Below are 22,323 nucleotides of genomic sequence, written 5' to 3' on the forward strand. Positions count from 1 at the left end.
CCTCCGTCACCGGTTGGTGGGGGTCACGGCCGGCAGGTGCCGGGCCAGGAACGGCAACAGCGCGTCGTGCACGTCGTCGGGGTGCGACAGCGTCGGGAAGTGCCCGGCGCCGGGAAGCTCCACATAGGACGCGTCCGGGATCGCGCCGTGCAGCAGGTGCGCGGTCTTGCCGGGGATGACGGTGTCGTGGCGGCCCTGCACGATCAGCGTCGGCACGGCGATCTCGGGCAGCCGCGCGAGCAGCGTGGGCTCGGCGGCGAACACGTCGAGGTAGCGCAGCCCGAGTTGCGGGTCCATGCTCTCGCAGCGCAGCAGCGTCCGCTCCAGCTCCGCGCGGTCGCCGCTCAGGTGCCCGCCGCCCGCGACGACGCGGTCGAAGTCCTCCCGCGCCACCACCGACAGGCGGTTCACCTCACCGTTGCGGTTGCCCACCTTGTACGAGCTGCCGATCAGCGCGAGCGCCGCCGTCCCCTCGGGGTAGCGCAGCGCGTAGGACTGCGCCACCAGGCCGCCGAACGACGCGCCGACGACGGCCACCGGTCCGTGCCGGCCCTCGCGGTCGAGCACCTCGCGGTAGAGGCCGGCGAGGCCGTCGAGCGTCAGGTCCGTCGCGGCCGTGGTGGCGCCGACACCGGGGTGGTGCACGGTGACCACGCGGTACCGCCGGGCCAGCGCGGCGAACTGGTGGGCGAACACGCCGGCGCCGATGTTGAACGGGTGCATCAGCAGCACCACGGGTCCGTCGCCGGCGCTGAACACCTCGACGTCGCCGCCGTCGACGGTCAGCACCGTGCGGGTGGCGATTCCCCGCAGCACGGCCGCGTTGTCGTCGGTGGGCCGGTGACCCTCGCGCATCGCCTGCTCCACGTCGTCGGGAAGCGCCTCGGCCGGGTGGAAGCGGCCGGGCGCTCCCGCTGTGCCCGGCACCGGGATCAGGTCCGGAATGTGGCCCGGCCGGTGCCACAGGTCGGCGAGCGCCGCACCGATCCCGCCCGCCGCGTCGACGCCCAGGCCGACCGGCACGGCCAGCCGGATCCGGCGGCCCGGGCCGAGGTGCGGCGCGGCGCGCACGCCGGTGCCCGCGTAGATCCAGGCGAGGCAGGACTCGACCGGATGCTCGAGCGCGACGAACGCCGGCACCGCGTCGACGTCGAGCACCACGCAGTGTCCACCCGGGACGGTCCCGACCGGCGCGCCGGCGTCGGCGAGGGCGGTGTGCACGGCCGCCACGGCGGCCATGCGGTCCCGGACGGCGCGTTCGACCCACTCCCGGTCGGCGAGCGCGGCGGCCATCCGGCGCCGCTCCCGCAGGCCGACCTGCGCACCGCGCAGCGCGAGGTGTTCACGCAACCGGGCGGCGAGCGCGGGGTGCCGGGTGGCGAGCAGGCCGCCCGCGGCGACGCCGAAGTCCTTGGACAGGCTCATCGTCACCACGTCGGCGACGTCGAGCAGGTCGCGGACGACGTCCCACACGTCGGCGCCGCGGTGGCCCTCCTCGTGGGTCGCGATGAAGACGGCGTTCTCGACCACGCGGGTGGCGTCGAGCACCAGCGGCACCCGGCGCACCGCGGCCGCGTCGCGCACGGCGCGCAGGTTCGCCAGCGAGACGGGATGACCACCGCCGGCGTTGCCGCTCAGCTCGACGCAGACGAACGCCACGGCGCCGTTCTCGATCGCCAGCCGCTCGCGCAGCGCCGGGAGGTCGAGGTCCCCGCCGAACCTGCCGCGGCCGGCGGTCGGTACGGCCTTGACGTCGAAGGTGGCGTCGGCGAGGTTCACCAGCCAGGAGGAGAACAGTCCATTGTGGATGACCACTGTGGACGGTGCTGGCCAGGACCGGCACAGCAGCGCCTCGGCGGCCCGGCCGGAGCCGGTCGGCACGACCAGGTCGAACGGCAGCCAGTCCGCTCTGATCTCGGTCTGCGTTCCGGTGAGCTCGCTCTCCCTTGTCGCGACCACCGGGTGATCCCACTCGGCCCACGAGTCGGTGAACAGGTCGTGCCCGATCGCTTGTGTCGGCACGGCCAACGGGTTGTAGCCGGCGGCGGCGAGCGCGCTCACGCGGTCCCCTTGTATCGGCTTTTCTGTTGTGGCTTTCACTCCGGGGACGTCGGCGCCGATGTCCGGGTTCGCGATCATCAGGATGACGTCGGGGACGGCCGTGCGCTCCCCCTCCGCCGGCTGGCACAGGTAGATCGGCACGTTCGTCGGCCGGAACTTGTTCTTGAACTGGAAGTTGCCCGCGCCGAAGATGCCGCCGGAATGCAGCTCCTCCAACGCGGCGAGCACGACCGGGTCGGCGGTGGGCGACTCGCAGATCGTCACACCGAAGCTGGCGCCGAAGCTGAAGACCGTGGCGCCCTCGTCGCGCAGCCGGGCGAGGATCTCGCAGATCGCGTACTCCAGCCCGCCGCGCGGCGCCTTGCGCGGGTAGAACTCCAGATCGAGCAGCCAGCCCGGTTCCGACGGGATCTTCGTGACGATGACGACGTTCACCAGTTCGCCGTCGACCCGCGTGAGGAACATCCGGTGCCGCTCGGCGAGCACTCCGCGTTCCAGCTCCGCCCGCACGACGCCGACGTACGGGTTGACCATCTGCTTGCCGTCGCCCCAGCGTCCGATCATGTCGGAGATCTCACGGTCGGTCGCGGGGTCGGAGCCGACGGCGTACTCGGTGGTCGCGCACCGGCCGGCCTTCCCGAACTTGTGGACCATCTGGCGCAGCCGGATCATCTTCCCACCGGCGAGCGTGAAGTCGGCGAGGTCGGTCAGCCGCTGCACGGCGCCGAACGGCGTTGCCAGCAAAGGGATCCCGGCCGCGTCCGGCAGCGGCAGCAGCGAAAGGAAGCTGGCCCGCAGGCCGTGCCGCCGCGCGTAGGCGAGGTACTCGCCGGCCACCTCGGCGAAGTCCTCCTCCGACCCGGAGTAGCTCCAGGCGAACACGTTGTCGTCGCGGCGGGAGAAGTTGAGGTACGCCGTGCGCCGGCTGCCGACGAACACGAGCGGCGCGATGTCCCGCCCGGCGAGCCCGCCCTCCTTGGCGTGGGCCGCGTCGATCGTGGCCATCAGGTCGGCGAGTTCCGCGGGCAGTTCCCGCTTCCGCGCGATGGTCGGCCCGTCCCCGGCGTCCGTCGTCGCGACGACCACCGGGCCGTCCGCCCGGACCGGCGCGGCCGCCAACCGTTCCACGACGGTGGCTTCGCCGTACTCGGCGGCGAGGTGGTCGCCCAGGTCGCCGAGCGTGGGGTGGTCGAACAGGAGCGTCTTGCGCAGGGCTCCGAGGCGGCGCTCCAACGCGCTGACCGAGCGCAGCATGTCGAACGAGGTGAACCCGTTGTCCGCGAAGGAGAGCGCGGGGTCGAGCCCGCGGTCGAGCACACCGCGCAGGAACTCGCCGAGCAGGCCGGCCAGGTCCCCGGCCGGCTCCGGTTCCGGTTCCGTGGCCGGCTCCGGTTCCGTCGCGTTCCCGAGGAAGGCCGCCAGCCGGGCGACGGTGTCGTGCTCGTAGAGCTCGGCCGCCTGCAACGCCACCGGGAAATGACCCGCGATCCGGCGCGCCAGGTCCATCCGGAAGATGGAGTCCAGCCCGAGATCCGCGAACGGCGCATCGATGTCCACGTCCTCCGCCCGCATCCCGACGATGTCCGCGACCGCCTCCCGCACCACCGTCACTGCGTCCACCGTCGTCGCCGGCTCTGCTGCCTTCACCGGCTCTGCTGCCTTCACCGGCTCTGCTGTCTTCACCGGCTCCGTCTGCCTCGGTTCCTCGACCACCAGCGGCGCCCGCCTGCCCACCGCGGCGAGCGTCACCTTCGCCCGCTTCTGTCGACCGGCATCGCTGTCCGCGATCGGTGCGGGCGCGGTGTGGCGGGTGTCGAACCAGTGCGGCTCCGGCGACAGCGGAACGCCGGGCACCGGGGTGCGGCGCGGGGAGCCGCCGGCCCACAGGACCGTCCAGTCGACGGTGCCGCCGGCCAGCCAGTCCGCCGCGAGCGCGGCCAACGCCGGGTCGGCACCGTCCGGTGTGGACGGTCCGCCGGCGCGGAGCCGTTCGGCCGCCTCGGCGGGATCGGCGACGACGACCGCCATCCGGTGCGCCAGCGCGACGCGTCCGACCTGCAGGGTGTACGCCACCCGGACGAGGTCGACCTCGGGCTCGCGCACGAGGTGATCGGCGAGCGCGGTGGCGTAGCGGCGCACCGTGTCCGGGTCGGCGGCCGAGAGCACGAGGAGCTGCGGCCCGGACGGCACCGCCGCCGGCTCCGGGTACGACTCCAGCACCACGTGCGCGTTGCTGCCGCCGAACCCGAACGAGCTGACGCCCGCCCGCCGCACCGGTCGCCCGTCGGCTCCGGGTACGCCGTCCCACGGCACCGCCCGGTCCCCGACCACGAACGGCGTGCCGTCCAGCCGGACGTACGGGTTCAACTCTCCGAAGTGGACGGTCGGCGGCAGCACGCCGTGCCGCATCGCCAGCACCATCTTGAGCACGCCCGCGATGCCGGCCGCCGCCTCCAGGTGGCCGATGTTCGTCTTCACCGAGCCGAGCACGGTGCGGCCGGGTACCACCGGTTCGTCGCCGTGCAGCCGCTCGAACGCCTTCTTGAGCCCTTCGACCTCCACCGGATCGCCGAGCCGCGTGCCCGTCCCGTGCGTCTCCACCGCCGTGACCGTGCGCGGATCGACGCCGGCGGCGCGGTGGGCGTCGACGATGACCCGGGCCTGGGCCTCCGGGTTCGGCGCGGTGAGCGACGGCGTGCGGCCGGTGTGGTTGACGGCAGTTCCGCGCACCACGGCGTAGATGTGGTCGCCGGCCGCCCGGGCCGCCGCGAGCGGCTTGACGACCAGCGCGCCGACGCCCTCGCCGCGCACGTACCCGTCGGCGTTCGCGTCGAACGTGCGGCAGGCGCCGCCGGCGCTCAGCATGCCGGAGCGGGTGAAAGCCGTGAACAGCCCGGGGCTCAGCAGGACGTTGACGCCGCCGACGATCGCCGCGTCGCAGTCACCCGCCGCGATGGCCCGCACCGCGCGGTGCAGCGCGACGAGCGAACTGGAGCAGGCGGTGTCGACGGACTCGCTCGGGCCGGTCAGGTCGAGCAGGTGCGAGACCCGGTTGGCGAGGATCGAGTGGGCGATTCCGCTCGCGGTGTGCGCCTCCACCGGCACGCCGGCCGTGCGCAGCAGGTCGGCGTAGTCCGTTGTGGACACTCCGACGAACAGCCCGGTGGCGGTGCCGGCGAGGTCGTCCGGACGGTAGCCGGCGTCCTCGATCGCGCGCCAGGCGGCGTGCAGGAACAGCCGCTGCTGCGGGTCCATCAGGGCGGCCTCGGTGCGGGAGATCCGGAACCGGGTGGCGTCGAACCCGGCCACGTCGGCGAGGAAGCCCGCCCGCACGCCGGCGGTCTCCGGGTCGCCCAGCAGTTCGAGCCGGTCGGCCGGCACCGGGCCGACGAGGTCGGCGCCGGAAACGAGATTGTCCCAGAACGTCGCGAGGTCCGGGGATCCGGGCAGCACGCCGGCGATCCCGACGATGGCGACGGCGTGGTCCGGCAGGTCGTCGGTCGCCGCCGACCGTTCGTCCACAGTGGACCGCGCTGCCGGCGTTTCCGTGGCGCCCAGCGCGGCGGCGTGGTGCCGCACCAGATGGGCGGCGAACGCGCCGAGGGTGGCGCACTCGAACAGCACGGTCGGGAGCAGGTCGAGGTCGTACCGCTCGTTGACCCGGTTGATCAGCTCGGTCAGCGAGACGGAGTCGAAGCCGACCTCGATGAGGTCGTCGTCGAGCGTCACCTCGTCGGCCGGCACCAGCAGGAACGACGACGCCAACTGCCGCAATTGGTCCTCCACCGCTGCCCGCACTTCACCCTCCGGAAGCTCCACCGGTTGCTCCAGCGGTTGCACCGCTGCGGTCTCCGTGCCGGCTTCCGTGGTGGCCACGACGCAGAACGCCGGCTCCCCCGCCGCGTACCCGCGCACGAGCGCGGACAGGCCGGCCGTGGTGTCCATCGGTACCATCCCCCAGTTCCGTGCGAAGAGCCGGCGGGTCGCGTCGTCGACGGTCATCCCGCCGTCCGTCCACAGTGGCCAGCCGACCGCGACCGTGCGCCCGCGCCGCTCGCCGCGGCCCACCAGGGCGGCGCGGTGCCCGGCGAACGCGTGCAGGTAGGCGTTGGCGGCCGCGTAGTCGACCTGGCCCGGGTTGCCGGTCTCGGCGACGACCGACGAGAACAGCACGAAGAAGTCCAGCGGATCCTCGCGCGTGGCGGCGTCGAGCAGGTCGGTGCCCGTCACCTTCGGGGCCAGCACGGCGTCGAGGTCCGCGCGTCCCTTGCGCGCCGCGAGCCCGTCCCGGGTGACACCCGCGGCGTGCACGACACCGCGCAGCGGACCGTGGGCTCGTGCCGCGTCGACGAGCCCGCGGACACCGTCCACGGTGGACACGTCGCACCGGTGGTACAGGACCCGGGTGCCGGCCCGGGAGAGGTCGGCGAGTTCGGCGTCGAGTTCCGGTGCCGGCGCCGACCGTCCGGCGAGGATCAGCGTGACACCGTCCACCGTGGACAGGAACCGCGCGACATGCCGGCCGAGCGCACCCGCACCGCCGGTGATCACGTACGTGCCGCCGGGGCGCACCAGCGCGGCCGGGTCGGTCGCCACGCGCGGCGGTTCGAACCCGGCGAGGGCGCGGACCTCCCGGACGCCGTCCCGGTAGCGCACCACCGCGTCCGTCGCGGCGAGTTCGGCGTTGATGCGTTCCGCGCGCACGGCGGGCGACGCCTCTCCGGTACCGACCAGCGTCGCGGTGATCCGGCCGTGCTCCATCGCCAGCGTCCGGAGCGCGGCGGCGACCGCCGAGTGCGCGGGACGGTCGACGGTGTGCGTGGCGAGCACGCGCAGCCCGGCGTCCGGGTGGGCCGCCAGCCCGTCCCGTACCGCGTCGAGAAGCCGTTCCAGGTCCGTCGCCAGGTCCCCGGCGAGATCGACGACGACGTGCGGGCCGTCCCCAGCTCCGCGCGGCGGCGCCACCGACTCCGTCCACACGGGACGGTGGAAGGTCAGCGGCTGGGCCGGGGCCGCCTCGGGCGCCCCGATCCAGTAGCGCCTGCGGGTGAACGGGTACGTCGGGAACGCCACCCGCCGGGGCGCCGGCACCGGGCCGGGCCAGTCGACCGGCGCGCCGGTCACCCAGGCGGCAGCGAGGTCCGCGGGCGTCGTGCCGGTGCCGGGGGCCGAGCCGGAGCTGGCGGTACCGGTCCACGTCCCGTCCGCCGGGTGACCGTCCACGATGGACCGCAACCGGCGGGCGAGCTGGCCGTGGTCGGCGGCCAGCACGGCCAGCCGCTCCCGGAACCCGCGCCGGCCGACGCGGCTGGTGTGGCAGAGCCCGGCGAGATCGGGGGCGACCGGGCCGGCCACGAACCCGGCGACGCGGGCGGCGTGGGCCAGCAGCTCGTCGCGGGTGCGGGCGGACAGAACGAAGACGTGCTCGCCGGCGGCCGGCGGCACCGGCGCGTGCACGTACTCCTCCAGCACCACGTGGACGTTGGCGCCACCGGCACCGAACGAGCTGACGCCCGCCCGCCGGGGCACCGGCACACCGTCCACGGTGGACTCCGGCCAGTCCGTCAGCGCGGTCGGCAGGTCGAACCGGTCCGCGTCCAGGTCGATCTTCGGGTTCAGCCGGTCGAGGTTGACGCACGGCGCGATCCGGCGGTGCCGCAGTTGCAGCAGCGCCCGGGTGAGCCCGGCGATCCCGGCCGCACCCTCGAGGTGGCCGACGTTCGCCTTCACGGATCCGATCGCGCACCGGCCGCCCTCAGCCGTCATCGCCTTCCGCAGGCCGGCGAGCTCGATCGGGTCACCGAGGCTGGTGCCTGTCCCGTGCGCCTCGACGTAGCCGACGGTCGCCGGGTCGACGCCGGCCCGGCGCAACGCCGCGCCGACGACGGCCGCCTGCGCGGTCGGGTTGGGAACCGTGTAGCCGCCGGTCTTCCCGCCGGTGTTGACGGCGCTGCCGCGGATGACGCCCCAGATGTCGTCGCCGTCGGCCTCCGCGTCGGCGAGCGACTTGAGGAGCACGGCGCCCACGCCCTCGCCGGGGACGAAGCCGTCGGCGCGCTCGTCGAAGACCTTGCAGCGCCCGTCGGCGGCGAGCATGTTGAACGCGCTCAGCGAGACCAGGTGCGCCGGGTGCAGGATCACGTTGACGCCGCCCGCGACCGCCATGCGGCACTCGCCGCGCCGGATGCTCTCCGCGGCCAGGTGCACGGCGAGCAGCGACGAGGAGCAGGCGGAGTCGACGGCGAAGCTCGGCCCGCTGAGGTCGAGCAGATACGAGACGCGGTTCGCGATCGACCAGTACGCCGACGTCGCCCCGGCGAGGGTGCCCTCGGCCCAGCGGGTCGCGCCGAGTTGGCCGTAGGAGCCGTACATCGTCCCGACGAACACGCCGGTCTCCGCGACGCGCGTGTGCTCGCCGAGGTAGCCGGCCGTTTCGAGCAGCTCCCACGCGGTCTCCAGGAACAGCCGCTCCTGCGGGTCGATGTTCTCCGCGTCGCGCGGCAGGATGCCGAAGAACCCGGCGTCGAACCGGTCGACACCGTCGAGGAACCCGCCCCAGCGGCCGTAGGTGCGCTGCGGCGCGGCGGGGTCCGGGTCGAAGTGCTCGCGCCAGTCCCACCGGTCGGCGGGGACCTCGGTGATCGCGCTCCGGCCCTCGGCGAGCAGCCGCCAGAACGCGTCCACATCGGACGCTCCCGGGTAGCGGCCGGCGACCGCGATCACCGCGATGTCGTCGGTGCGCCGTTCGACCGGCGGCGTCTCCGGCGGTGCGGCCGGAGCCGGCTCGGCTGCGCCCGGCAGGGTGTGGGTCGTTCGCAGGTGGTCGGCCAGTTGCTCGATGGTGATGTGCTCGAACAGCAGGGTCGCGGGCAGCGGGCCGAGGTCGCGTTCGAAGCGCGTCACGATGTCGAGGCTGACGAGCGAGTCGACGCCGAAGTTCTCGAACGTCACCCGGTCCCCGAGGTCGTCGGGCCGGAACCGGAGCACCTCGGCGAAGACGCCCCGCACGTAGTCGCGGGCGGTGTCCGTGCTGCTGTCCGCGCTGCTGTCCACGCTGCTGTCCACGCTGCTGTCCACGGTGGACGGTCGGGCCACGAGGAGGCACTGTTCGAGGTCCTCGGGAGCGGTGCCGGGGAACCCGCGCACCTCCACCGGGCCGAGCCCGGCCGCCGCCAACGCGTCGCGCCACTGCACCGGTCCGAGCAACGGCGCGTGCGGCAGGCGCGCGCCGGCATCGGTGAAGCGCCACCAGCCGGGGGTCAGCCCGAACGTGAGCGTCAGGAAGTCCGAGGCGCGGGTGACCTCGTTGAGCAGCACCACCCCGCCGGGTGCGAGCAGGGTCCGCACGTGGGTGAGCGTCGCGCCGATGTCGGCGGTCGCGTGCAGCACGTTGGTCGCGAGCACGATGTCGAATCCCCGCGCGGGGAAGCCCTGCGCCACCGGGTCGCGTTCGATGTCGAGCCGCTCGAACCGTGCGAACGGGTACCGGCCGGCGAACCGGTCGCTCCCCCGGCGGAGGAACGCCGTCGACACGTCGGTGTAGCGGTACTCGACGTCGGTCCCGGCGGCGCATGCGGCGAGCGCGAACCCGCTGCCGCTGCCGGTTCCGGCGCCGATCTCCAGCACCCGCACCGGTCGGCCACCGGCGGCCGTCACGACCGCGGTCACCTCGTCGGCCAGGAGTCGGTGGTAGAAGTCGGCGGACGCGTCGCCGTGGTACACCCGCTCCACGAGCTCCGCGCTCCCGCCGGGGAACAGGACCTCCGTCGCGCGGGTCGACCCGGAGAGCACGCCGGCCAGCGCCGTCACACACCGGTCGAGCAGTTCGACGTGCGGGGCCAGGGATCCGGTCACGTCGGCCGGTTCCACCGCGTCGGCGGGGCGGCCGGTGCCCGTCACCCATTCGCCCTCGCGGTGGACGGCGCCGGAGCGGACGAGGACGTCGATCAGCGCGTCGACGAGCGGGTGCGACGCGGGCACGGTCGCCAGCCGGTCCCGCACGTCCGCGACCGTGATGCGTTCGCCCGGGCCAGGGACGGCGCCGAGACGGTCCAGTTCGCGGTGGAGCATCACGGCCGCGAGCCGCTCCAGGTCGACGAACGACGCACGGGCGGCCGCGACCGGATCTTCCGTCTCTTCAATGGGAATTGCCGCGCCGAGGCGGGCCATGGCGGCCCGGTCGGCCTTGACCACCAACGCCTGCGGCACACCCGCGCGCACCACGGCGGCGAGCGCGGCGAGTCCCTCGGCCGGTTCGATCGAGCCGACGCCGATGCCGGCCATCCGCGCCGCGTACTCCCCACCCGCGACGGCGCCCACGCTGCCCCAGTAGCCCCAGTTGACGACGTGCACCGGGAACGCACACCGCGGGCGGAGTCCGGCCGCGTAGGCGTCCTCGAACGTGCTCGCCGCGGCGTAGTTCGCCTGCCCCGGCGCGTCGGTGAACGCGACCGCCGACGAGAAGTAGACGAGGAAGTCGAGCGGTTCGGCGCGCAGCGCCTCGCCGAACGCGACGGCCCCGGCCACCTTCGGCGCCAGAACATCCGCGAGGTCCTCGTCGCTCATCCGGACGACCGTGCGGTCGCGGAGCACGAGCGCGGCGTGGAAGGCACCGTTCGGCGGGCCGAGTTCGGCGCGGGTACGGGCGAGTGCCGCCGCGACCGCGTCGGGGTCGCTGACGTCGGCGCGGCAGTAGATCGCCGTGCCACCGAGGCGACCGATCTCGGCGAGCTGGGCGGCGATCGCGTCGTCGTACGGTCGGCGCCCCACGAGGGCCAGCCGCGCGCCGACCGTGCGGGCGAGGTGACGGCACAGTTCCGCGCCGATGCCACCGGTTCCACCGACGACGACGTACACACCGCCGGCTCGGAACGGCGTCGGCCCGTCGGCGAAGCTCAGCGGCTCGACCGTCCGGACCAGCGCCCGGCCGTCGCGCAGGGCGACCGTTCCGGCCGGCGCCGCCCGCAGGCCGGCGAGCTCCAACGGCCTTGCCGGATCGAGGTCCACGCACCGGACCGTCCACTGTGGATGCTCTGCGGCGACGGACCGGGCGAACCCGTGCACACCGGCGGCAGCCGGACGGAGGGCCGGCTCGCCGTCGACCGCGACGGCTCCCGTGGTCACCACGGTCAGGGTCAGCGGGCGCCGGGCACCGAGGGCACGCACCGTGCGGTGCAGTTCGCCGACCGCGTCGGCGGCGTCGGCGGCCAGGTTCGACGGCGTGCCGGTCGCCCTGGTGAGAACGTAGACGGTGTCCGGGTCACCCGTGAACGACTCCCCGGCGGCGGGCGGCCGCGCGGTGGCGACCCGGTCGCCGGCGGTCAGGTGGGTGGCGACGAGTGCCGCGGCCAGCTCGGTCGACTGTCCATCATGGACGATCAGAACATCCGTACCGGCCGGTGCCGCGGCCGGCGGCGCGGGTGTCCACACCGGACGGTACAGCAGCCCGGCGGGCTCGCGGACGGCGCGCAGCGCCAGCCCGGTGAAGCGGACGCACACCCGGCCGGCGTCGTCGGTCAGGAGCACGGAGTAGGTCCCGTCCGTGCGGGTGACGATCGCGTGACCGGTCGCCGGAACGGTGTCGAACACGTCGCACGACGCGAGCGCGAACGGCACCAGCGTCCCGTCGCCGGACCCGCCGGCGAGCACGGCGACGGTCTGCAGCGCGGCGTCCAGCATCACCGGATGCGCCCACCGCACCGGATCGTCCCGTCGCGACGCGGGCAGCACGAGCCGGGCGATCGCCTCGTCGCCGCTATGCCGCACCGACGACAGCGCCCGGAACGACGGCCCGTACCCGATGCCGGCATCGGCGAACGCCCGGTAGATGCTGACGCCGTCCCGGAGTTCGGTGCACCGGGCGAGGATCGTCGCGAGGTCGACCGTCCCCTCCACGGTGGACAGTGGCCGCACCCGGCCGCGCACGGCCGGCGCACCGGCGGCGCCGATCTCGAAGCGGGTCGAGCCGTCCGGCCGCACATCGAGCCGGACCGGCGGCCGCGCCTCGGTGACCGGCCGCAGCCACTGCACGCCGCTCACGCTCACCGGCCCGGCCGGCGCGCCGGCGGCGTCGATCGCGAGCAGGAGTGCGGCAACGCCCGGCAGCACGGGAGTCCCGGCCACCCGGTGCTCGGCGAGCAGCCAGCCCGCATGGTCCGGCTCAGCCGGCGCGGTCGGCACGGCATGCGCGGTTGTCCAGTGGCGGTCCGGCTCGAACGGGTACGTGGGCAGGCTGATCCGTCGCCCGGACCACCCGGGCCGGTCGAGCCGTTCCCCGGCCAGGTATGCACGCGCGGCGACCGCGGCCGCGTCGTCACCGATGGGTTTCCCGGTGGGGGCGCGCAGCCACTCCACCAGGCCGGCGATGTGGGTGGCCACCGTCGCCGCGCGCACCGCGAGGTGGCTGCGCCCGACGGCGAGCGTGAAGGCCACGTCGGCCAGGGCCGGACGTTCCGCGGCCAGGTGGTCGGCGAGCCTCTCCGCCAGGCGCGCCAACGCCTCCGGGCTCGCCGCCGACAGCACCACGGGGTACCGGATTCCGGCTTCGGGCTCCGCGCGGACCCGCGCCGGCGGCGGTTCGACGACCGTGAGGTGCGCGTTGGTCCCGCTGAAGCCGAAGCTGCTCACGGCCGCCGCGAGCCGGCCGGAGCGGCCCGGCCGCCACGGCTGCGGTGCGGTCACCGGGCGCAGCCGGCCCGTGGTGAAGTCGATCTCCGGGTTGGCGGTCGTGTAGTTGACCGTCGGCGCGAGCGTCCGGTGCCGCAGGCTCAGCAGAACCTTCAGCAGACCGGCGATGCCGGCCGCCATCGTGGTGTGGCCGATGTTGCTCTTGACCGAACCGAGTCCACAGGGGACGGTGCCCGAGCCGAGGGCACGTTCCAGCGCCCGCACCTCGATCGGGTCGCCGAGCGGGGTGCCCGTGCCGTGCGTCTCCACGTAGGTCACGTCGTCGGGGTGGAGACCGGCGCGGCGGTGCACGCGCGTGATGAGGTCGGCCTGCGACGCGGCGCTGGGCGCGGTGATGCCGTTGGTGCGGCCGTCGCCGTTGATCCCGCTCGACGCGATGACGCCGTACACGTGGTCACCGTCCGCCAGCGCACGGTCGAGCCGCTTGAGGAGCACCGCGCCGACGCCCTCACCGAGCACGATCCCGTCGGCCGACGCGTCGAACGGCGCGGACCGTCCGGTCGGCGAGAGCATCCCGGTCTTGCTCGTGAGCACGTGCATGCGCGGGGTCAGCATGAGTGCGACCCCACCCGCCACGGCGGCGTCGCACTCGCCGGCCCGCAGGCTCTCGCACGCCAGGTGCACGGCGACGAGCGACGACGAGCAGGCGGTGTCGAGGGCGACGGTCGGCCCGGTAAGGTCGAGGGCGTAGGCGATCCGGGCGGCGAGCACCGAACCGGAGTTGCCGAGGAACGCGTGTGCCGACTCGCTGTCGTCGGTCGCGCGGAGCAGGTCGAGGTAGTCGCCGGTCGCGCAGCCGACGAAGACACCCCAGCGGCGCGCGCCGTCGGCTCCGGCGTAGCCGGCATCCTCGATGGCGGTCCAGGCGGTCTGCAGGAACAGCCGCTGCTGCGGGTCCGTCGCCGACGCCTCCAGCGGCGACATGCGGAAGAACCGGGCGTCGAACGCGTCCACATCGGACAGCAGGGCGGCCCACTTGCTGTACGTCCGGCCCGGAGCCCGCCGGTCCGGATCGTAGTGGACGGCCGGGTCCCATCTGTCGGCCGGCACTTCGCGGACGCTGTCGCGCCTGGCCACCAGGTTGGCCCAGAACGCGGCGAGGTCGGGGGCGTCCGGGAAGCTGCCGGCCATCCCGATGACCGCGATCGGCTCGACGGTGTCCGTAGAGGCGGCGTCCGCGGCCGGTCCCGGCTCGATCGAACGCAGGGTGACCGCGGCCGGCGCGGCGACCGTCGATTGTGGACGGTCGTCCAGCGGCCGCAGCGTCACCGGCCGGGCGTCGTCCACCATCGTGGTGGGACCGGCGTCCGCCGCGGGCACCGGCTCGGGAGCCGGCTCTGGTCCGGCGGCGGGAGCCGGCTCTGGTCCGGCGGCGGGAGCCGGATGCGGTTCGGCGGGGGCGACCGCCGCTTCGAGCAGGGCGCGGGCGCCGGCGACGAGGGTGGCGACGTGGTCCGCGAGGCGCGGCACGGTCGGGTGGTCGTAGACGGCGACCGAGTCGATGTCGAGGTCGAACTCCCGGTTCAGGACGCGGGTCAGCTCGACCGCGCCGATCGAGTCCAGGCCCATCTCGCTGAAGCTGGCCGCGACGTCGATCTCGGACCGCTCGATGTACAGCGTCGAGCAGAGCACCCGCTCCACCGCAGCCGTCACGGCCGCCACGTCCTCCGCCCGAGACCCCGTCACGACCGCTGCATCCGGCATCACGGGCGCGGCCGGCGCGACCACCGGCTCGGGCGATGCCGGATCCGGTGCGGGTTCGGTGACCGCGCGGGTGAACTGGCGGGCGATCGACGCGACCGCGGCCGGGCCGAGGACGGTGTCGTGCATCGCCGACTCGCGGGCGATCACCGGCGCGAGCCGTTCCAGGGTGCGGTCGGCGAGGTCGCGCTTCAGCACCGCGACGACGTCGGCGCGCTTGTCGGCCACCGAGCGGGCCAGGCCCAGTGCGGTCGCCAGCACGTCGGCGTGGCCGGCGAAGGCGACGTCGGCGCCACGGCGTTCCAGTTCCGAGCCCAGGTACGCGCGGCCGGTCAGGAACATCTCGGCCGCCAGCGACCGGCCCAACCGCTGCCCCACGATGTACGTCGCGCCCATGCCGGGCGTGATGCCGTACCGGGTGAAGTTCGCGCTGTAGCTGCTCTCCCGGTCGAGCACGACGATGTCGGCGTAGAGGCCGAACGCCAGCCCGCCGCCCGACGCGTGACCCTGGATCGCGGCCACCACGGGCTTGCCGCACCGCAACAGCCCCTCGTACACGAACGGGACGTCGGTGAACCGGCTGCCGCCGCCCGCCAGGGTCTCCAGCCCGTCGGGGGTGGCGCCCATGCTGAACGTGGTGCCGGTACCGGTCAGCACGACGACCCGGACGTCGTCGCGGCCGTCGAGGTCGTCGAACGCTCCGCGGAGTCCGTCCATGAGCTCGGGCGTGAACATGGTCGCGCTCATGGTGACGAGTGCGATCCCGCCGTCGAGGACGCGCGTCCGCACCGGCGGACCGTCCACTTCGGACGCCGCAGCCGGAGGCGGGGACGCGGACGACGACTTCCAGTGACCGATCCAGCAGCGTTCCTCCGCGAACGGGTACGCCGGCAACGGGATCCGCCGTCCGGGCTCGCCCGCGCACACGGCGGTCCAGTCGACGTCCGAACCGGCGGCCCAGGCGGCGCCGGCTTCCGACAACCGACCGGCGCGGTAGGCGGCCGCGAGGTCAACGCCGTCGACCGCAGGGTCCGGATCCGGCGTGCCGTCGAGGAAGCGGGTCAACGCACGCCGCAGCTCCGCCACGTCGGAGACGACCGCGGCGAACCGAGTGGCCATCGCCGTCCGGCCGACCCGCAGCGTGTAGGTGAGGTCCGCGAGGAACCGGTCGTCCACCGGGCCGGCGTCCCGCGCCAGCGCGGCCAGCGTCGTGTCGGGACCGATCGCCGGCCGGCGCCCGGAACTCTCCCCGAGCCGGTCGGCCAGCTCGCGGGCCATGTGCGCCGAGAAGCCGAGGTCGAACAGCGACTCGTTCGGGTCGAGGGCGTCGGCGGGCACGCCGAGGAGGCCGGCGGCGAGGTCGGTCAGGTGGTCGGGATCGGCCGACCGCGGACGGCTGTCGATCAGGTCGACGAACCGCCGCGCGTACGCCCGCAGCACCGGGGCGGTGCGGGCCGAGAGGACGAACAGGTGCGGACCGTCCACAGTGGAGGAGGTGACGACCCGGGGGGCCTCCTCGACGAGTACGTGCGCGTTGGCACCGCCCGCGCCGAAGGCGCTCACCCCGGCGCGACGGCGACCGCCGGCCGGCGCCGGCCACGGTTGGCGCACCTGCTGCACCCGGAACGGCGTGTCCTGCACGGAGATCTGCGGGTTGATCCGCTCGGAGTGCAGCGAAGGCACCAGTTCTCCGTGCCGCAACTGGAGCAGCACCTTGGTCAGTCCGGCCACGCCGGCCGCGCTCTCCAGGTGCCCGATGTTCGACTTCACGGATCCGATGGCGCAGTCAGCAGGAGCCGAACTGGACGCGAACGCCCGTCGCAGCCCGTCGATCTCGATCGGGTCGCCGAGCGAGGTGCCCGTGCCGTGCGCCTCGAGGTAGCCGACGCTCGACGGGTCCCAGCCGGCCCGGTCGAGCGCGGCGCGCACCAGGTCGCCCTGTGCCACCGGGCTCGGTACGGTGAACCCGCTCGTGCGGCCGGTGTGGTTCAGCACGGTCGCGGCGATGACGCCGTACACGTGGTCGCCGTCGGCCACCGCGCGGTCCAGCGGCTTGAGGAGCAGGGCGCCGACGCCCTCACCCGGCACGTATCCGGTGCCGTCGGCGCCGAAGCTGCGACATCGGCCGTCGGCCGACAGGAACTGTCCCTGCGCGAGCTGAAGGTACTTCTGCGGGTGGATCGTGACGTTCACGCCACCGGCGAGCGCCATCGTCGCCTCGCCCCGCCGCAGGCTCTCCACCGCGAGATGCACGGCCGTCAGCGACGACGAGCACGCGGTGTCGACGGCCATGCTCGGCCCGTGCAGGTTCAGGCAGTACGACACGCGGTTCGCCACCGACGCGTGCATCGCGGTCGGCGCGACGCCGTCGGACCCGTCGGTCACCAACTGGTAGTGGTTCCACATGACGCCGACGAACACGCCGACCGTCTCGGCGCCGAGGGACTTCGGCGGGCGGCCGGCGTCCTCGAAGGCACGCCACGCGGCGGTGAGGAAAAGCCGTTCCTGCGGGTCCATCCGTTCGGCGTCGCGGCGCGAGATGCCGAAGAACGTCGGGTCGAACAGGTCGACGCCGTCGAGGAAGCCGCCCCACCGGCTGTAGGTGCGACCGGGTGCGGCGGGATCGGTGTCGAAGTAGCGGGCGTGGTCCCACCGGTCGGCGGGTACCTCGGTGACGCAGTCGCGACCGGTGGAGAGGTTGTGCCAGAACGCGTCCAGGTCGTCCGCACCGGGATAGCGGCCGGCCATCCCGATCACCGCGACGGCCATGTCCCCGGCCGGAGCGCGCGGCGCGGTCACGGCCGACGGGACCGTGGCGGGAACCGCCGGGAGGACGTCGACGGTGCGGGCCGGATCGCCGTAGACGACGGCGACCCCGGAGTGCGCGGCGGCCAGCGCCCGCTCCAGCACGTCGATCCCGACGCCGGTGGGCAACGGCGCCATGCCGGTGGAGGCGGTCGAGCGGGCGAGCGCGTCGGCGCCGGGGCGCATCCCGCCGTCGGCCCACAGCGGCCAGGCGACCGCGAGCGTCCGACCCGGTCCGCGCCGCTGCTCGGCGTACGCGTACTGGTACGCGTTGGCGTGGGCGTAGTCGGCCTGGCCCGGGTTCGGCACGACGCCGGCGAGCGAGGAGAACAGCACGAACATGTCGAGGTCGTCGTCGCGGGTCGCCGCGTCCAGGTGCGCGGTTCCGTCGACCTTGGCGGCACCGGTGACGGCGAGGTCGGCCGGGTCGCGGTGGAAGAACAGTCCATCGTGGACGCTGCCGGCGCAGTGCAGCACCCCGTCGATGCGACCGAGCACCGTGCGCGCCGCGGCCGCCACCGACCGCGCACCGTCCACCCGGGACACGTCGCCGCGCACGTAGTGCACCTCGGCGCCGTCGGCGCGCCAGCGGCCGATCCGCTCCGCCAGCTCGGGCGGGCAGTCGCCGCGTCCGGCGAGAACGACGCGGGCCCGGCGGGTCACGGTCAGGTGCTCGGCGAGCAGCCGGGCGAGGCCGCCGGTGCCGCCCGTGACGAGGTAACCGGCGCCGGCCCGGAACGGCGGGGCCGCCGGTGCCGGCAGGTCGACCGGCGTCCAGCGCCGCACCTGGCGGGTGCCCGCGCGGTACCGCACCCACGGTCCCGCCTCGCGGTCGCCCGACTCCGCGAGCAGCCGGTCGGCGCGGTCCGGCGCCTCACCCGCCTCCACGACCCGGCAGCGCAGCGCGGGCACCTCGGCCCCGATCGTCGCGGCGAGCGCGGCGACGGCGGCGGCGCGGGCCGGGTCCGCCGGCGCGGCGACGACCACGGTCACGGACCGGTCGGGGCGCCGCCGCACGAGCGCGGTGGCCACCGTCCACAGTGTCCACGCGGGGTCGTCGGCGTCGACGACCACGCGCGACGGCAGCCCGTCCGACGCGAACCGGCGGTCGAGGGCGGCGGCGAGGTCAGCGGTGACGGGGACGGTCGGCGTCGGGCCACCGATGAGGAGGACGTCGTCGGCCGGCGCCGGCGACGCCGGGTCGATCGGCACCCACACGTCCCGGAACGTGCCCACCGTGTGTTCCACCGTGTGTTCCACGGTGTGTTCCGGAGTGGGCTCCACTGTGGACGGCGGCGCGGACGGCCCGGCGACGGCGGTCGACAGCGTCACCGGGTACGTGGCCGCCAGGTGCCGGGCGAGGCTCGCGATGTCGCCGAACTCGAACAGCAGCGTCGGGTACAGCGTGGCACCGACGACCGCCTCCAGGTCGCCGCCGATCCGCAGCAGGCTCACGGAGTCGAGCCCGAGGTCGTAGAAGCCGGTGTCGACGGGGATGTCCGCGGCGTCGCGGCCGAGGATGCCGGCGATCATGCCGCGCAGGTGCGCGACGAGGTCGTCGGCACCGGCATCGACGCCGGCATCGGCATCGACGCCCGGCGCCGGGTCGGCGGCGGCGGCGTCCACATCGGACAGCAGCCCGGTGATCAGCTCGGGATGCCGGATCCGCTTGCACGACAGGCCCTCGAACTCCGCGACCACGCCGCCGTCGGCGTCGAGCAGGAGGTAGCTGTTGCGCAGGAGCTCGCCCGACTCCGACGCGGTCTCCGGACGCGGCACGTACGTGTGGAACGCGTCGCGGAGCGGGCGCGGGGCGCGGAACCGCTCGACGAAGAACGGGATGAAGCCGCGGTCGTCGGCGTAGTCGGCCCGACCGAACGCGACCAGCGTCGACGCGTCGAGCTTCGCCGGGTGCAGATGGAATTCCGCCTCGTGCCCGCGCGTCGACGGGTGCAGGCGCAGCTCGGCCAGCAGCGACTCGTCGCCGTGGAAGAGCGTGCCGAAGCAGCGCATCGCGGTGCCGTGCACGATGTCCTCGCGCCGCGTGCGGGCGTAGATGGCGTCCATGTCCTCGGTGCGCACGGCCGCGGCCTTCAACGCCGCGACGTCCACGGGCGCCGGGGCGACGGCGTCGACCTCCACCAGCTCGGCGCGGACGTTCTCGCGCCACGGCGATCCCTCGGCGTCCCAGCGGCTGTCGATCCGCACCGGCCGGACTCCGCCGGACGCCGTGCCGATCGTCACCCGCAGTTCGCGATCGCCGCCGGGCCGCGTGACGACGGCCTCGGCGAACAGGACGTTGCGCAGTTCGATCCGCCGCACGTCGATCCCCCGGGCCAGCAGGATCCGGTAGACCACGTCGAGGAACGTGACGCCGGGAAGCACGCTGACGCCGTGCACCCGGTGGTTGGCCATGACGAAGTCGGCGTGGGTCAACCTGACCCGACACTCGATCTCGGAGTCGGACATGGGTGCGGATCCCTTCGCACGTCAGGCGGTCAGCGGGGCCGGAACCGGGCGGGTGAGGAGGTCGGTCATCAGCCGGGTCAGCCGTTCGTTCGCGCCGAACACGGAGATGTGGTCGCCGTGCGGCTCCACGGTGAGGTGACCCGCGACGAGCGCGCCGGCGACGTGGTGCGATCCGGCCGGGTGCGCGGTCGTGTCGTCCCCGCTCGTCACCACGAACGCCGGCTGCCGCACCGCGTCGAGCAGCGCGGCCACGTCGTGCGCCATGATGGCGCCGGTGAGCACGCAGTAGCGGTAGAACAGTTCCGCCGTCACGTACGGGTACACGACGAGGTGCGCGACGTCGGCCGGGACGGTCGACATCGCGGATCCGGCGAGCGCGGTGGTGATGGCGGCGGCGTCGGTACGCCCGCGTGCGGCCATCGCCATGAGCGCCTTGAGGTTCTGCTGATGTGACGTCTTGGGCACCGCCGGGCCGAGCTCGTAGTCGCCGTGCCACAGGCTCAGCGCCGAGATCCGGTGCGGGGCAAGGCCCGCGGCACGCAGCGCGACGACGGCGCCGCCGCAGAGCCCCATCACGTGCGCGGTGGGCACGCCGTGGTGGTCGAGGACGGCGAGCAGGTCGCGCGCCTGCGCGTCGACGCCGTGACCGAGCGCGTCGAAGTCCGCGGGCGTGCCGAGGTCGCCGAACAGGCCGCGGGTCTCCCACGTCAGCACGTGGTGGTCGCGGCCCAGGAAGCGCATCCAGTGCTCGCACAGCTGTGCCGGCATGCCGCACGCGGAGGCGAGGACGACGGCCGGCGCACCCGGCCGCCCGGCGGCGTAGGTGCGCAGCCGCGCGCCGTCGGACGTGACGACGTCGACGGGCGCGCGCCACACGTCCACCGTTCCGGTGCCGGCCGCGCGGGCCGTCGCCTCGACGGCGGCCCGGTCGACGGCGGGCACCGACGCGAGCGCGGGGCGGGAGACGGCGTCCCGCAGCCGGCCGGTGACCACGCCGTCGAACGGGCCGCCGCCGGGGCCGAGGAGGCTCACGCCGGTGACATCGGCGACGGTCGCCACGATCTCCGCCGGGCTCACGCATCCGGCCGCGGCGGGGGCGGCCGCCTCGATCGGCGCGCGTACCGGTTCGCCCGCCTCGGCGAGCGGCCGCAACGACACGGCGGCGTGGACGAGGTCGCTGATGGCCGCGCGGGCCTCCCCGGTCAACATCGACGTTCCCCCGTCACCGGGTCGAGAACGGGTAGCCGGTGGTGGTGTGGGTCGCGATCACGTTGTGGTCGTTGTCGTTGCGACCCGCGACGACCACGGAACCGAAGCGGTCCAGGCTGACCCGGCCGCCGTACTCCTCGACCACGTCGGTGTCCGGGTACACGTTCACGCACGTGGGGACGTAGCGGTTGGCGAAGCCGAGCCGCATCTCGTCGGTCCTGCCGTCGTGCGGCAACGACGCGTGCATCAGCGTCGACCAGAACAGGATCGCCTCGCCGGGACGCATCACCATCGGGACGGCCAGCGACTCGTCGGGCTCCCAGTCCTCGTCGATCTGCAGTTCCCGGTAGTCGTAACCGAAGAAGCCGCGCCGGACGCCCTTCTTGTCCGCGTTGTTGATGCGGTCCGGGTCGTAGTGCATCTTCTTGGTCTCGTCGTAGTTCATGGTGCGGTGGGTGCCGGGCATGAACTGCAGGCAGCCGGTGTCGAGGTTCGCCTCGGTGAACGCGGTCCAACACGTGAGCGTGCCACCGAAGTCGGCCGCGTCGCCCGGCCACAGGATCTGCGGCTTGCCGGACGCGTTGGCGAACGTGTCGGCCTGGTGCCAGTCGGTGCCCTCGTCGCCCGGGTACTTCGGGAAGAACTCGGTGCGCCAGCACAGCACGTTCGGGCCGAGGATGCTGGTGGTCTTGTCGACGATCGCCGGGTGCGACACGTGGTCGGCGAGGAAGTCGATGTCCATGTGCCGGTCGTAGTTGGAGATGTTGGTGTTGCCGGACGCGGCGAAGTCCTCGGTGTAGATGGCGTTGCTACGGTCGAGCAGCCGCAGCCGCTCGACGCGCCAGCGCGCCTTCATCTCCTCGACCTCGTAGACCTTGAACGGGCCGTGGAAGCCGCGTTCGTGGAACCGGGCCAGCTCCTCGGGCGTCAGGGCGAACTCGCGCCGCGTCGGGCTCTCCGCCGGGCGGTGAACGGTCTGTGACATGGTTCAGGCTCCAATGTTGGTCGGGACGGTCACGACGTGCGCGGCCAGCGCCCGCGCGGTCGCGGAACCGGCCAGTTCGGCGACCGGCACCATCACGCCGTACCGTTCGTTGACTAGCGCGAGGATGCGCACGAACGCCAGCGACGTGGCACCGTGGTCGAAGACGTCCTGGTCAGCACCGAGCGTGGGCTTGTTCAGCACCTCGCGCACAAGGCCCAGGATCGCGGCGGTCGTCTCGGATTCTCTGTCCATCACCCAACTCCCGTACACCGGAACTGACTGTCGGGGTGGACGTTAGGCACGGCCACGACCTGCGTCTGTGCAGTGTTGAGCAACGGGTCGTTGCCCAGAACTGAGCAGACACAGGGGTTCCCGGCCGCGCACTGTGGGTCGTCACACGACGGCGA

The 22,323-nt window shown here is 74.0% G+C and carries 4 protein-coding genes; all 4 read right to left on the reverse strand.

Annotated features, from left to right (window positions below):
• Positions 1 to 6: 6 nt before the first annotated feature.
• The 4 genes from Vau01_RS11495 to Vau01_RS11510 are packed head-to-tail and all read right to left on the reverse strand — an operon-like array spanning position 7 to position 22,168.
• Entirely contained in the window at positions 7 to 19,722 is a 19,716-nt protein-coding gene (locus Vau01_RS11495) for an SDR family NAD(P)-dependent oxidoreductase (protein ID WP_203990478.1), read from the reverse strand.
• A 21-nt stretch (positions 19,723 to 19,743) separates the two neighbouring features.
• Complete coding sequence (locus tag Vau01_RS11500) at positions 19,744 to 20,931, reverse strand: alpha/beta fold hydrolase (protein ID WP_203990480.1); 1,188 nt, start codon at positions 20,929 to 20,931, stop codon at positions 19,744 to 19,746.
• A gap of 13 nt (positions 20,932 to 20,944) precedes the next feature.
• Positions 20,945 to 21,916 (reverse strand): chlorinating enzyme, encoded by a 972-nt coding sequence (locus tag Vau01_RS11505; protein ID WP_203990487.1) that lies wholly within the window; start codon positions 21,914 to 21,916, stop codon positions 20,945 to 20,947.
• A gap of 3 nt (positions 21,917 to 21,919) precedes the next feature.
• Positions 21,920 to 22,168, reverse strand: coding sequence for an acyl carrier protein (locus tag Vau01_RS11510; RefSeq protein ID WP_203990489.1), 249 nt, complete (start codon positions 22,166 to 22,168; stop codon positions 21,920 to 21,922).
• Between the last annotated feature and the right edge of the window lie 155 nt (positions 22,169 to 22,323).

The sequence above is a fragment of the Virgisporangium aurantiacum genome, assembly GCF_016863635.1.
GTDB lineage: Bacteria > Actinomycetota > Actinomycetes > Mycobacteriales > Micromonosporaceae > Virgisporangium > Virgisporangium aurantiacum.

Excerpts from the sequence above, each read along its gene's own strand:
- Vau01_RS11495 (WP_203990478.1), bottom strand. The coding sequence starts at position 19,722 with ATGTCCGACTCCGAGATCGAGTGTCGGGTCAGGTTGACCCACGCCGAC.
- Vau01_RS11505 (WP_203990487.1), bottom strand. The coding sequence starts at position 21,916 with ATGTCACAGACCGTTCACCGCCCGGCGGAGAGCCCGACGCGGCGCGAG.
- Vau01_RS11510 (WP_203990489.1), bottom strand. The coding sequence starts at position 22,168 with ATGGACAGAGAATCCGAGACGACCGCCGCGATCCTGGGCCTTGTGCGC.
- Vau01_RS11500 (WP_203990480.1), bottom strand. The coding sequence starts at position 20,931 with ATGTTGACCGGGGAGGCCCGCGCGGCCATCAGCGACCTCGTCCACGCC.